Here is a 14076-nt window from a genome sequence, read left to right as displayed (position 1 = left end):
TATTTACCCTACCCTATTTCAATGAATCTTTTGGGTTTGGGCAAAGCTTCTTCTTTTTTGGGTAATGCTAATTTCAGAATTCCATCTTCATAGGTTGCGTCAATTTTGGAACCATCAACGGTCTCCGGCAAAGTGAATGCTCTTTTAAACGCAGTATAAGAGAATTCTTTTCTTGTAAAGTTTTCCTTGGTCTCAACATTTTCAGTTTTTCCTTCGCTGGAAATGGTAAGTACGTCATTGTCCACTTCAACTTTAAAATCTTCTTTTTTAGCTCCTGGAACGGCCAACTCCAATTCATAGCCAGCTTCGTTTTCTTTAATATTAACGGCAGGAAGGTTTGTGTGCAATTTATCTACTCCCCCGAACCAATCAGGTCCAAAAACATCATTTACGAATGAAGGAAAAAACAGATTATTTCTTTTTACAATACTCATGGTAAATCAATTTTATGTTTAGAATTAAAACCGTAATATCATGTTCAAATGCCGTACCAACACATTTTTAATGTCATTTTGGCATTTTATTAACAAAATACAATGACACTATGTCATTAATTGTATTGTGCTTTAAAAATATCTATTAGGACTTTTGGAGGAACAATCTTGTTGGGGTACTTGTGCATTACCTTCAGGACTTGTGCGATTCCGGTTGGAGGCAATCCCATTTTAAGGCCCATAGTGTGAAGTGAATTTATTTCTTTTTCATGTTGCTCCTCATCAATGTTCATTAATAAGAGGAGTCTATGAAATTGAACGATACGTTCTGCTTGGGATTTTAGAACAGGCTTTGTGGTTTTCTTTTTCAACAATTCATCAAAGGTAGCTTTGTCTATACCAAGATTGGAAGCTACTTTTACCAAAAACTGATATTCCGAATCCTTGATGGACTGGTCCACCCTAGCAAAAGCAATCATTTCAGACAAAATATTTAATTTTTCTTCGTATGAATCCATAAGGTAAATTTAGAGCTACCTCCTATAGGATAACTCAATTCCTGTAGTTTTAGTGTACAAAAAAATCCTGGATGAATTCCAGGATTTTTTGACCGACTCAAAGAATTCAAACTCTAAGCCATTACTCGGACGGGAACTGTATAAATTTTCCCTTCTTCTATGTTTGCTAACTCAACTTTTTGGTAATTCAACCTACCTTTCACAAAACCTTCCAAGGTAAGATGCTCGGTATCTACAGAAAGTACAACGATTTCACCTTTTTTATTAATGGTAAAACGCACTTCCGCTTTTATCTCGCCTTCTTCCAACTGAAAAGAATTAATGTTCAGCATCTCTTGAATCTGAACAGAAAGCTTTTTAACAGGCTTGTTCCCTTCATTAGCTCCAACATTTACAGTTGAAAGCAATAACATGGCCATAAAGGCTAAACTCATTTTTCTCATAATGACATTTCGTTTTTTTGATTTGTTTATATATAATTGATTTTACTGGGAAATAGACGTTTTGAAGTTCCTTTTCAAAAGCCCAAACCCGAGATTTTGAAGAACGTATCTTTTTGAAAGACACATCAAAGTTAAACCCAAATATTGCCGCAATAGGTTCATAAAAGTTTGATTTAACCCATTATTAAACTTACTAACATGACGCTAATATTTGGTTACGGAACAATTTGAAACTCCAATGATGAATTTTATTTATTAAAGTTTCTTAATATGTTTTTTGAAAATGAAAGAATGGTTTGTAAAACATTTTTTCTTTCACACAATTCCGAGATATTCAAAGGATACCAGAAAAGGGTAATGTTAACTGAACATTACCCTTCCTCGGATAAAAGACCTAACACAACACCATCACGAAGTCAATCTTACATCAACTACAAACTGTTCCCCAACCTCAAAATGGGTTATGTCCACTTTCTTTTTATCCAATCTTCTATTGAGAAAACCTCTCACATCCCAATACTCTGTTTTAATGGCCAAAATGACAATACGTTTGTCTTCGGTTAAAGTAAATAGAACTCTTGCGGTCAAATCCTCCTTTTTTACGTAGATGGAGTTGTCGGATAGAATTTCCTGAATTTGTTCCGATAAGGTTTTTACCTCATTATTTTCCTCCGGAGGGGTAGCCCAAACACTACCAGACACTAACATGATAGCCATAGCTATCGTTAAACTTAATTTTCCCATACTGTTTTTTGATTAATGATGAATATTTAATTGATATGAATTGTATCATCAATTTTCAAAATTGTTTCTAGAAAAAAGAGCGTTTAACACAAGTTTGGTATCGATTTGGGATTTCTTTTTGAGATTAATAAAAAATTATCACAAAAAAAGGGCTTGAAAAATCAAGCCCTTCTAAAAATGTTATGTTTCTGCTTCTTAAGCCAGTACCTCTTTAACCTTATCTGCAGCTTCCTTGAATTGCACAGCAGAGTGTACCGCCAAACCTGAATTGTCAATAATCTCTTTTGCCAATTCCGCATTGGTCCCTTGCAGTCTTACAATGATTGGCACTTGAATGGAGTCTCCCATATTTTTATATGCATCCACAACACCTTGGGCAACTCTATCGCAACGAACAATTCCACCAAAGATGTTAATCAATATCGCTTTTACGTTAGGGTCTTTTAAGATTATCCTAAAAGCCTCTTCTACACGTTTAGCATCTGCGGTTCCTCCAACGTCCAAGAAGTTGGCGGGCTCACCACCCGCCATTTTAATCAAATCCATGGTAGCCATGGCCAAACCAGCACCGTTTACCATACAACCCACATTACCATCAAGGTCTACATAATTCAGTCCTACTTCACGAGCTTCCACCTCAATCGGATTCTCTTCACGTAAATCGCGCATTTCTGCATAGGTCTTTCTTCTATACAAAGCATTGTCATCAATAGAAACCTTAGCATCAACTGCCATGATTTTATCATCCGATGTCTTTAGTACCGGATTGATTTCAAAAAGACTTGCATCGCTTTGCTCATAGGCTTTATATAAAGCAGAAACAAACTTGAGCATCTCTTTAAATGCCTGACCGGAAAGGCCAAGATTAAAAGCAATTCTACGAGCTTGGAAAGGAAGTAAGCCCGTTGCTGGATTAATCTCTTCCGTGAAAATCAAATGAGGTGTTTTTTCGGCAACCTCTTCGATATCCATACCACCTTCTGTGGAGTACATAATCATATTTCTGCCTGTTCCCCTATTCAAAAGAACGGACATATAGAACTCGTTGGTTTCGCTATCCCCAGGATAGTATACGTCTTCCGCAACCAATACCTGATGTACTTTCTTCCCTTCTGCTGAAGTTTGAGGGGTAACCAAATTCATTCCGATTATACTTCCTGCCAACTCTTCTACCTCTTTCAAATTCTTGGCCAACTTGACTCCTCCACCTTTTCCTCGGCCCCCGGCGTGAACTTGGGCTTTGATAACGTGCCATCCAGTTCCAGTTTCTTGGGTCAATTGTTTGGCTGCATCCACAGCTTCTTTGGCATTTCTGGCTACGATGCCTCGTTGGATTCGTACACCAAAACTTGCCAAAATCTCTTTTCCTTGATATTCGTGAAGATTCATGTTAGAAGTAACTTTAAATTGCTGACAAAAATAGAAAACGAAAGGTAATTACCCTAAAGAACTTATACTTTAAAATCCTTAAAATCCAGAGGGTCAAAATTCTTGAAGTGACCATTCATTTCTATCATGGACTTCGTACGATTTATGCTTTCCAAAACTTCAGAAGTTGTCTCCAAATGTCGCTTTATAAATAACAGCCTATCCGTTTCCTTGGCAATCTGTAGCAGCTGATATTCTTGTTGAAAGGACAATCCCATTTTATGGGCAAGGGAATAACTATTGAACTGTTTCGGTGAGATTTTCGTAAAAGGCACCTCCATTAAATCGTACAGTTTTTCAATTTTATCCAAAACGGTTTCCCTGAGCTCATCATCGGCATCATTTTCCATATCCAAAAACTCAACTTCACCGCCAGCATATAGTTTTCCTTCCATCTGGTTCTCGAAAGATAGCACTCGAAACACCTGTCGGGCAATGCACACCACATCCATTTCACCTCCTTCGTAAGTATTTACCACTTCAACCAATTGAACCTCGGTTCCGAAGGCAATGGAGTTATCAATATAAACGGGGATTCCGAAGGTAACGGCCTCGTTTCTGCAATCATTGATAAGCTGTTTATAACGTTCCTCAAAAATATGTAGGGGAACCGTTTCTCCTGGAAAGAAGACCGATTGTAATGGGAATAGGGGTAATGTCATGCTGGTATTTTGTTCTAAATGTACAATGACCTCCTAGAAGTGGCAAGGATTTACGTTTTATTGTTATGTTATTTTTATAACAATTTGTTATATTAATATTAATTTCAAAATGTGTTCTTGTAGAACTTAGTTGCTTCTGTTAGATTTGTCAAAAGTTTATTTTTATGGATTCCAATACCTTATTAGAAATCACCAGAGAATTTGATGCACCTTTATATGTGTATGATGCCAATAAGATTGAGTCTCAGTTCAATCGCTTGAACAATGCATTTTCTGGAGTGGGCAAACTTCGTTTGAACTATGCCGCTAAAGCGCTTTCCAATATTGCTGTGCTTCGTTTGATGAACAAGCTTGGTGCAGGTTTGGATACCGTTTCCATTCAAGAGGTGAAATTGGGCTTGATGGCAGGGTTTCAACCGGAATCCATAATCTTTACTCCCAACGGTGTTTCCCTTGAAGAGATTGAGGAGGCGGCCGCTCTTGGGGTTCAAATAAACATTGACAATCTGTCCATTCTGGAACAATTTGGGAACAAATTTCCCAATATTCCGGTATGCATCCGAATCAATCCACATGTGATGGCGGGTGGAAATTCAAATATTTCCGTAGGGCATATTGATTCCAAATTCGGAATCAGCATACATCAAATACCACATTTGTTGCGTATAGTGGAGCTTACGAATATGAACATCAACGGAATCCACATGCATACGGGAAGCGATATTTTGGATATTGATGTTTTCCTGTATGCTTCTGAAATTTTATTTGAAACTGCCAAAAACTTCAAAAATCTCGAATTCATAGATTTCGGGAGTGGGTTCAAAGTACCCTATAAGGCTGGGGACATTGAAACCAATATCGAGGAATTGGGCAAGAAGCTTACCACTCGTTTCAACCAATTCTGTGAAGAATATGGAAAGGAACTCACTCTAGCGTTTGAACCTGGTAAATTTTTGGTCAGTGAAGCAGGATACTTTTTGGCCAAAGTAAACGTCGTAAAACAAACCACATCTACCGTTTTTGCAAGTGTTGATTCCGGTTTCAATCATTTGATTCGACCTATGTTATATGGTTCTAACCATGAAATTTCCAACATTTCCAATCCCAAGGGAAGGGAACGCTACTATTCTGTTGTAGGATACATTTGCGAAACCGACACTTTTGGTAGCAATAGAAGAATCAATGAGATTTCGGAAGGGGATATTCTGTGTTTCAAAAATGCAGGGGCCTATTGTTTTACAATGGCCAGTAACTACAATTCAAGATATCGCCCCGCCGAAGTACTGTGGTACAACGGAAAAGCACATTTGATTAGAAAAAGGGAGACTTTTGATGACATACTTCATAATCAAGTGGATGTCCAAGAATTATTTGATAAATCCACCCCAAAAGCCATTGTAAAGTAGATATGGACGTACTGGCCATATTTATATCCATTACATTTATTTTTTTGGCCGGGCTGCACTTTTATTGGGCCATATTTGGAATAAAGAATCCTGAAAATGTGGTGCCAACCATTGGAGTCGAGAAAAAGGTAAAAACTCCCGGAAAACTGGCAGCTGCCTTTGTTGGTCTAGTCTTATTAGGTTTTGCCCTTGTTTTTTTAAATAGGGTGATTCTTTACTTTGATTTTCCTTGGCTCAGATACGTTTCCATTGGAATAGGCGTAATTTTTATTATAAGGGCACTAGGTGATTTTAAATACGTCGGTTTTTTTAAAACTTCAAAGAACAGCAAATTCTCTGCTTTGGATACTAGGTACTATTCGCCACTATGTTTGCTAATGGGGACGCTTATCCTAATATTGGAACTAATCTCTTAAACACTAATTTGGCATAATTTTCGTTAGTTTTGATAGAGTCTTTGGACTAAACCCTCAAAATCAATGCTTATGCGTTCTATTTTTACTCTATTTTCCCAAATCAGTTTATTGCTCATCCTGTTATCCGGATTCAATGCCCAGGCCCAGGCCGTTCAATGGATTAGTTGGGATGAAGCGGTACAGCTTGCCCAAAACGAATCCAATCCGAAGAAGATTTTTATCGATATATACACTGATTGGTGTGGCTGGTGCAAGAAAATGGATAAGGACACTTTTCAAAACCCTGAAGTGGCCGCCTATATGCAAGACAACTTTTATATGGTGAAGTTTGATGCCGAAGGAAAGGACCCTATAGAATACCAAGGAAAAACTTTCAAATACGTGCCTTCCGGAAGAAGAGGGTATCACGAGTTGGCAGCTGCCCTGCTTCAAGGTAAAATGAGCTATCCGACTGTAGTGTTTCTTGATGAAAAATTAAACATGCTTTCCCCTGTTCCAGGATACCAAAAAGCCAAACCCTTTTTAAAAATCGCTCGATACTTCGGTGACGATATTTACAAAAACCAAGACTGGAAAGAATACGATAAGGCGAGCAAATAATTAATCTTATCTGCTATAATTCGGACTTTCTTTGGTAATGGTAACATCGTGAGGGTGACTTTCGTTGATACCACTAAAGGTAATTTTCACGAAGCGTCCACTCTCTTTTAAGGTTTCAATATCCTTGGCTCCGCAGTATCCCATTCCTGCGCGCAACCCCCCGATAAATTGGTGCATGCTCTCATACAAATCTCCCTTATAGGGAACACGGCCCACAATTCCTTCAGGAACCAATTTTTTGATATCATCTTCCACATCTTGGAAATAGCGGTCTTTACTACCTTCTTTCATGGCTTCCACCGAACCCATTCCACGATAGGATTTAAACTTTCGTCCTTCATATATAATGGTCTCGCCCGGAGATTCTTTTGTACCAGCCAACAAAGAACCTAACATTACGGTATCTGCTCCAGCTGCAATGGCTTTCGGAATATCGCCGGTATATCGAATACCCCCATCAGCAATGACAGGTACTCCAGTGCCTTTTATGGCTGCAGCTACCTCCAACACAGCTGAGAATTGAGGGAATCCAACCCCTGCAACTACCCGGGTTGTACAAATGGAACCAGGTCCTATACCTACTTTCACGGCATCAGCTCCGGCTTCCACCAAATACTTTGCGGCTTCACCGGTAGCGATGTTACCTACAATTACGTCAAGCTCCGGAAATTTTTCTTTTACTGCCTTTAAAGCACCTACCACTCCTTTTGAATGCCCATGTGCCGTATCAATCACAATGGCATCCACGCCAGCGTTGACCAAGGCTTCTGCCCTATTCACTGAGTCTGGAGTTACTCCAATAGCCGCTGCAACCCGAAGCCTGCCGTATTGGTCTTTGTTGGCCGTCGGTTTTTGCGTGAGCTTGGTTATATCCCTAAAGGTTATGAGTCCCACCAACTTATTATCGGCATTTACTACAGGAAGTTTTTCAATCTTATTTTCTTGTAGAATTACTTCAGCCTCAGTTAAAGAAGTTCCTTCACCTACAGTAACCAGATTTTGAGACGTCATGACCTCAGAAATGGGTCGGTCATTGTTTTTTTCGAAACGTAAATCACGGTTGGTGACAATTCCTATTAGCTTCTGTTCATCATCAACTATGGGAATACCTCCAATGCTATGCTCCTTCATACTCGCTTTGGCATCTCTCACGTAAGAATCCCTTGGTAGAGTCACCGGGTCCATAATCATCCCGCTTTCTGCCCTCTTTACTTTTCTTACTTTGTTGGCCTGCTGTTCAATAGACATATTTTTGTGGAGCACACCAATACCTCCTTCACGGGCCATAGCAATGGCCATTTGTGATTCGGTAACAGTATCCATTGCTGCAGAGACAATAGGAACGTTAATATTTATGTTTCTTGTGAACTTGGTTTGAATACTTACTTCTCGGGGAAGTACTTCGGAATAACCTGGAACTAGTAGGACATCATCATAAGTAAGTCCTTCGCCAACAATTTTTGAAAGATGAGCTTCCATTGCAATTACGGATTAATTGCGTGCAAATATACCATATTTTATATGAAGTCCCACTTGCATCACAAACGAAGGATTCCAATTCAAATTCTATTTATTTTTATTTAGACTTGTTTTAAATAATAGTATATTTGAGCATCAATTCAACAGTATGAATACAACACTCAAATTTTTGAACCAGACAAAGAACGGATGCTTTACCTTTTGTGATAGCTCCAAACTGTTTCAGATTACCTTCAACAATTTGTGCTTTGAGTTCTACGAATGGGAATTGGAGAGTTTTAAATCCTACATATCCGTGCTTATGCAGAACAAATGGGACTCTCCCCATGCTGACACGTTCCGCTCAAAAAAGATTCCCATTTCCGTGGGTAATAAATATTTTGTTATACTTGTCTCAGAGGAAGAGCTTTTTGAACTCCATGTTTTACTCAGTTTTGAGACCAAAAAGATACCTATCCTTAAAGTAAAAGACATCAACTATAGATTCATAGAAAACTAACTTCCTAAGTGTTCTCAGGAGTTAGTAGGTTTGAAAGCGGCAACAGGATTCTGCCGCTTTCTTTTTTTAATCAATCTAAATACAAATATCTGAAATACAGTTATTTAAATTGGTTCTAAGACGTAGTGATTCTAATTTTGAGTAACTAAAAAAAGATTGTTATGCCTATTAGACTTGCTACAAACTGTACGAATTGCACAAACTTTATGGAAGGTAATACTTGTGCACAACACAACATTCCAGTATCCGAGAGACACACCTGCGATAGTTTTTCCATGATGGATGCCCTGAAGGACAATATGAATTGCGGAACTTGTTCTCGTTTCAGCACACCTACCTGCCCTCACCCTGGAAAAGCATCCAAGGAAATGTTATGTTCCAAATGGGCGCCTCAGGCCACTGCGTAAAGGAAGTTTCTACAATTTCACTTGTAAAGTAGTATAAAACGTCCTTGGTTCAGCGGGTATTATCCCTGGCCCTGGATATCCGGTCGCTCTACGAGTGAAATATGAATTATCCAAAACATTATTGATTCCGGCTTCAAGCCGGAATTTTTTATAGGTATACGAAAGGGATACATCCAAAATATCATAAGAAGGAATGCTTCCGATAATTCCAGCGTTTCTAGCATCTTCAAATAAGGGAGGTGAATTGGTAGCATCAGTGAATTGTTCATCTATAAAAGTGTATTGAACGCTACCCAACAGGTTCCCATAACCAAAATTCAATCCACTTTTCAAATTGATATTTGGTATAAACTCAACTTTGTTCCCTTCTACGTTGTTTTGGTCCGATTCTGTGTACTCCGAATCCGTAACTGCAATGTTGGCGAATACATTCAATCTCAACTTTTCCTCATTGGGTGCCAATAGATTTTTAATGCTCAAATCACCAAATCCTTCAAAACCATAAATAAAAGCTGTACCGATGTTTCCCCTTAGGGTACCTACGCCATCCTCTGGGTCTACGGTTTCACCGATACGATTATCGTAAAGGAGGCCAAACACACTTGCATCATAGGACAACACATCATCAAGCCGCCCCCGTACTCCAAAGTCTGCAGTAAACCCGGTTTCATCGGTTATATCCTCATCTATACGCTGGGAATCATTTGTGATTCTAATGTCATTGAAGGTCACCGAACGATAATTCTGTGAGAAGTTGGCATACACTTCAAAAGTAGTGCTGGGTTTATAGGACGCTCCCACTCCTAAAATGACAAAACCTCTTTCAAAATCTCGATTTTCTGGAATCTCCTCGTTGGATAGGGGATTCCCGGCCAAATCCAAAACAATTTCCCGAAAACTCCCAGAGCTCTCTGTTTTTATGTATTCGAATCGAAAACCTGGGGTTATAGAAAAGGTATCGGATAAGTTGAAAATATTTTCTCCAAACAAGGCCAAATTTAAATTTGGAAACGTAAACTGGGCTTGATTGACAAAGTTTGGGAATTCATCATCCCGCAATACAAAATCAGCATTACCTGATGCACTCCCAGGACCTTGAAGTTGGTTGTTATTACTTTGGTAATATTTTGAACCTATCAAAAGAACAGCACCCTGGTTCTTAATTTTATACCGCGTCAACAAACGAGCTTCAGCTCCCCAATTTTTAAAATTGTCAATGAGCAGCTCCCTAGGTTCATTTGGGTCATCAACCAAATCTACTCTATTGGTTCGCAAGCCGATAGCGCTACGTGAGGCGTCCAGTGTGAAAAGATTTAAGCTGAAGTCAGTTTTGCTGGAAAACTTATGGTCCATTCGTAAGGAGAACAATTTCCAATCTACATCAAACCAGTTACGTGGACGATTGCTAAAAGTAGGGTCTTCATTAAATTGTAAGTCGGTCAAACCCCCAGGCTGCTGGGCCAAATAATTGAACAATGTGGCTTCAAAAGTCAGTTTTGTTTTATCCGTTAGTTGATACCCAAAATTCCCAAAGTAATTCCTGCTATTGAAACTGGAATTGGGCCTAAATCCATTTCCTTCTTTATAATTGAAATAGGTATAATAACTGAATTTGCCAACGGTACCACTTAGACTGTTGAAACTGGTGCGTAAATCAAAAGACCCTAACGTTTGTCTGGATACCCACTCAATTTCTTTGTTCGGATTGGGTTTTTTGAACTTAAAATTGATAAGTCCTCCAAATTGAGGACCGTACTGTAGGGAAGCAGCACCACGAACCACCTGAATTTCTTGAAGCGCTTCCGCGGGCGGAGTATAATAGCTCTCTGGATATCCCAATGCATCAGCACTGATGTCATATCCATTCTGGCGTACATTGAAATTGGCCGTTCGATTGGGGTCCAGTCCCCTACCCCCGACATTTAGTTGTAGCCCCGCATCTCCATTTTCATATATATTGAGCCCTACAACCTGGCTATAAATCTGTCTGGGATTGTTTGCTGCCAAGTTTCCGGTAATGTTGTCCAACAAAACCACTTCGCTTTTCTTTCCTGCATAAATTGCAGTACCCTCAACTTTTTTTAATTGTTGTAACCCAAACACTTTTTCACGTTCCTGGGTGAGCACCACTTCGGACAACTGCTCACCAAGTGGCTCAATAGAAATGCTAATTTCCTGATTTGACGACAATTGTACCTCCTGTTCCCAAGTTCTGTATCCAAAGGCAAAAACAATCAGTTTGAAGTTACCTTGCGGCACATCCTCAAAGTAAAACTGACCCGTAGTGGAGGTTGTAGTTAATAATTCCAACTGTACCAGGTATACTTCAGCATTGGAAATGGGATTATTTGTATTATCCGTAACCACACCTGAAAGGGTGACTTGACCATGGGCCAAAAACGTAAAAAAACATAAAACAAAAAAACTCCTAAAGGCCTTTAATATCATCATTGAAGGGTAATATCCACGATTTGTGTTTAAAAGAATCGTGTACTTGTGTCAAATCTACTTTTGGGTCAATATAGGGTTGGCTCAACCTTCCGTTGAGTGCCACATAACTCTCTACAAAAATGGCAATGTTTTTATGTCCGTCCTTTTCAAAATGCTCTTTGAGAAAATGCGCGTACTCAATGATAAAATCGGGTTGAAAAGACATTTGTTTCTCTTGAAAAGGAGTAAGAAAATCATCATTGTTCACGTAAAACCAACGGCCGTTTGACTTATCGACAATCTTAAACTGTGCATAGCCGGATTTCTCCATGAGCATGACACGCCAAGAGAAACGAAATCCTTCCTCTGTCCAGAACAGTTCACCTGGGTATAATACATAACGCCATGGAAATAGCACTTGGATACCAAAAAACAAGGCGAGAACCCCCAATAGTATTGACCGAGCGGGCTTTTCAAATTTTAAAGCCTTTCCGTTATCAAAGTAAGACTTTGTAATTTTTAATCTTCTGGACAACCAATCCAATATCTTGTGATGCAGTTTGGCATCAAAAAAAATGAGTGCCGACACGATCATAATATACGGAAACATCCCTATTGGAAACAATACCCGTGTTAATACATGAAATACCACTACAAGAAAGAATGCTACATATCGCGTTCTGGAATACAATAGCAAAAAAGGAATGGTAAGGTCATAGATGGCCCCGGCCCAACTGAAACCATAATGTAACCATTCTTGACCCATTAAGTTACCTATCAAAGGGACATCGAACTTAGATGGCAACCAAATTTTAAGAGGCATGGCGTCGAACAACCAATCTGAATTGAGTTTGGCGAGCCCAGCATAGAAATAGACTATCCCTAACATCAACTTAATACTGTCCACACACCATCTAGGAACGTATTGATAGGCGCGGTTTGGGCTTCTTTTGGCGTCAAGGGAATAATAGGCCGACGCTGGTAGAAAAATCATCAAAAAAGAAAGTAGGCTTATAAAGTAATAATGATTAAGATAGGTGGTCTTGTCCATCAACTCGATATACGTGAAGGATAGAAAGAACAAGATAATGGAAGGTCGATATCGATAGCCCAGTGCAACTCCCAAAGCTGATAGACCACAAAGAACAAAAATCCCATAAGTTGCGACACCTATGGGTTTTATCCATTCAAAACCGTAGTATGAAAAATGGAACTGAGGTTCTAGATATAGTTTCTCAATCCAGCCGTAAGACCAAAAGCGTATGATGCTTGCAAGCATCATGACACCAAAAAAAATACGAAAGACCGCCAAAGGGGCGGCCTCCACACTTAAACTAAAATATCTAGAAATACTTTGCATTAATCTCCATCGGCATCCACAAAATCGATACTTATGCTCATGGCGGATACCATATCTACTTTTAATAGGGGCACAGCTCTCTGTACCTCATCATAGGCCATCAACATATCTGTTGGCGGACTGTTATTTTCAATTTCATTTCTAAATGTATCCAGACCATTCACCATTTCCGCGGCCAAATCGAATTGGTCATTGATTACTTGGTCCAGAGCGACACCATCTTTGATTTCATTCAAAAACCGGAGATAAGAAGCTAAACTTTCACCTGTTGCACTTGAATCAAAATGCTCTCCGTTGAAAAAATCCTGTACGGCATCCAATCCGGTCAAAAACAAAGTTCTACTTACATCTGCCTTGTAGAAAGCCTCAATAGTATTTGGAGCGGTAGTACCTGTAAACACCCCAAGAGGTATTCCCATTTTCCCTGCACGTAAAAACTTTTCATAATAGAAAATAAAATCGTTTACGAACCTATCTGTTGAAGCTGTAGCCGAGGAGCCATCATTACTCACAAATGAGTTGCGAAAAGAGCCTTCCCACTCCTGTAAAACCTGGTCGGTCAATGCAATCATATCGTCAAGGATGTCACTGATGTAGGCCAATCTATTTGTGGCGTCAGAATCGGTATCAAATCTTGATACCAAAGCTATGTCATCAGTTTCCAAACCATTTAATAAATAATCCAAGGCAGGGAAACCTTTTACGTCTCGATTGCTGGGTAAAGACAAATCATAAGAACCTGAAGCTACAAAAGACTCCAACAATACTGTATCGGTAGGATACGTATTCATATTCAAGCGATATCCAACGGTTTCCGCAGGGCCGGTCTCAAACATGGAAACTCTTTGCCAAGCAATGTAGGCATCTAGCCAAGCTTGACGAAACGCCACTAGGTTATCCACCGTTCTATTGGCTGAAAAAGCATCAAAAGCTGTGTTAAGTTCCGTCAATTCCGAAGAAAACGAAGTATAAGCCGGAATAATGATATTGTCTGCCCAGTTTGTTAGCATTGCTCCTCTATCAAACATAGCTGGTGCTACATCATCATCCATGCCTCCCGTGACATCATCTGTTCCTGGATCATCCGAACTATCTGAGGAACAAGCCCAAATAAATAGGGCAATAAATACAGGTAGTACCCAAAAAAATCTTCTTTTCATTATATTTTTTTTAAAGCAAAAAATTAAAACAACAAAAACAAAGGATGCAATGGGTTATTGTATTGCATCCTTCTTCTATTTAAATCATAT

15 protein-coding genes are annotated in these 14076 nt (G+C 39.2%); 5 read left to right on the top strand and 10 right to left on the bottom strand.

The annotated features are described in order from the left end of the window. Positions 1-8 precede the first annotated feature (8 nt). The 6 genes from CLV81_RS12245 to CLV81_RS12220 all read right to left on the bottom strand — a co-directional run bounded on the left by CLV81_RS12245 (position 9) and on the right by CLV81_RS12220 (position 4229). A complete protein-coding gene (locus tag CLV81_RS12245; RefSeq protein WP_106145409.1) occupies positions 9-434 on the bottom strand; it encodes an Hsp20/alpha crystallin family protein in 426 nt (141 codons plus the stop codon). 116 nt (positions 435-550) lie between these two features. Further along, positions 551-952, bottom strand: a complete 402-nt coding sequence (locus CLV81_RS12240) for a hypothetical protein (RefSeq protein WP_106145408.1) — start codon at positions 950-952, stop codon at positions 551-553. Positions 953-1065: 113 nt separating this feature from the next. Further along, positions 1066-1395, bottom strand: a complete 330-nt coding sequence (locus CLV81_RS12235; protein WP_106145407.1) for a hypothetical protein — start codon at positions 1393-1395, stop codon at positions 1066-1068. Between the two features lie 408 nt (positions 1396-1803). After that, the gene (locus tag CLV81_RS12230; RefSeq protein ID WP_146129894.1) at positions 1804-2139 is read right to left on the bottom strand and encodes a hypothetical protein; all 336 of its coding nucleotides are present in this window, start codon (positions 2137-2139) and stop codon (positions 1804-1806) included. 195 nt (positions 2140-2334) lie between these two features. Further along, the gene (gene sucC / locus CLV81_RS12225; protein ID WP_106145405.1) at positions 2335-3528 is read right to left on the bottom strand and encodes an ADP-forming succinate--CoA ligase subunit beta; all 1194 of its coding nucleotides are present in this window, start codon (positions 3526-3528) and stop codon (positions 2335-2337) included. Between the two features lie 62 nt (positions 3529-3590). Then, complete coding sequence (locus tag CLV81_RS12220; protein WP_106145404.1) at positions 3591-4229, bottom strand: LON peptidase substrate-binding domain-containing protein; 639 nt, start codon at positions 4227-4229, stop codon at positions 3591-3593. Between the two features lie 164 nt (positions 4230-4393). Here CLV81_RS12220 and lysA point away from each other — a divergent pair, with 164 nt between their 5' ends. From lysA to CLV81_RS12205, 3 genes are all read left to right on the top strand, one after another. Then, the gene (gene lysA / locus CLV81_RS12215) at positions 4394-5635 is read left to right on the top strand and encodes a diaminopimelate decarboxylase (RefSeq protein ID WP_106145403.1); all 1242 of its coding nucleotides are present in this window, start codon (positions 4394-4396) and stop codon (positions 5633-5635) included. A gap of 2 nt (positions 5636-5637) precedes the next feature. Next, positions 5638-6051, top strand: coding sequence for a DUF3995 domain-containing protein (locus CLV81_RS12210; protein WP_106145402.1), 414 nt, complete (start codon positions 5638-5640; stop codon positions 6049-6051). Between the two features lie 69 nt (positions 6052-6120). Beyond that, entirely contained in the window at positions 6121-6651 is a 531-nt protein-coding gene (locus tag CLV81_RS12205; RefSeq protein ID WP_106147503.1) for a thioredoxin family protein, read from the top strand. A 6-nt stretch (positions 6652-6657) separates the two neighbouring features. Here the strand turns inward: CLV81_RS12205 and guaB are convergent, their stop codons facing one another. Continuing rightward, the gene (gene guaB / locus CLV81_RS12200; RefSeq protein ID WP_106145401.1) at positions 6658-8130 is read right to left on the bottom strand and encodes an IMP dehydrogenase; all 1473 of its coding nucleotides are present in this window, start codon (positions 8128-8130) and stop codon (positions 6658-6660) included. Between the two features lie 148 nt (positions 8131-8278). Here guaB and CLV81_RS12195 point away from each other — a divergent pair, with 148 nt between their 5' ends. After that, the gene (locus CLV81_RS12195; protein ID WP_106145400.1) at positions 8279-8629 is read left to right on the top strand and encodes a DUF6686 family protein; all 351 of its coding nucleotides are present in this window, start codon (positions 8279-8281) and stop codon (positions 8627-8629) included. A 161-nt stretch (positions 8630-8790) separates the two neighbouring features. After that, positions 8791-9036: a hypothetical protein gene (locus CLV81_RS12190; RefSeq protein WP_106145399.1), complete on the top strand. Its 246-nt coding sequence runs from the start codon at positions 8791-8793 to the stop codon at positions 9034-9036. Between the two features lie 9 nt (positions 9037-9045). On the opposite strand, the gene CLV81_RS12185 is transcribed toward CLV81_RS12190, so the two are convergent. From CLV81_RS12185 to CLV81_RS12175, 3 genes are read right to left on the bottom strand one after another with little or no spacing between them, the layout of a single operon-like run. Next, positions 9046-11487 (bottom strand): TonB-dependent receptor domain-containing protein, encoded by a 2442-nt coding sequence (locus CLV81_RS12185; protein ID WP_313790286.1) that lies wholly within the window; start codon positions 11485-11487, stop codon positions 9046-9048. Continuing rightward, positions 11465-12826, bottom strand: a complete 1362-nt coding sequence (locus CLV81_RS12180) for an HTTM domain-containing protein (protein ID WP_106145397.1) — start codon at positions 12824-12826, stop codon at positions 11465-11467. Before CLV81_RS12180 ends, CLV81_RS12185 begins: the two co-directional genes overlap by 23 nt. Further along, a complete protein-coding gene (locus tag CLV81_RS12175) occupies positions 12826-13986 on the bottom strand; it encodes an imelysin family protein (RefSeq protein WP_106145396.1) in 1161 nt (386 codons plus the stop codon). The genes CLV81_RS12180 and CLV81_RS12175 overlap by 1 nt, the downstream gene beginning before the upstream one ends. Between the last annotated feature and the right edge of the window lie 90 nt (positions 13987-14076).

Origin of the sequence: Flagellimonas meridianipacifica, from assembly GCF_003001695.1 — a bacterium.
Lineage (GTDB): Bacteria > Bacteroidota > Bacteroidia > Flavobacteriales > Flavobacteriaceae > Flagellimonas > Flagellimonas meridianipacifica.
Note: the sequence above shows the minus strand (reverse complement) of the source record. Positions and strands in the feature narration are given on the sequence as shown.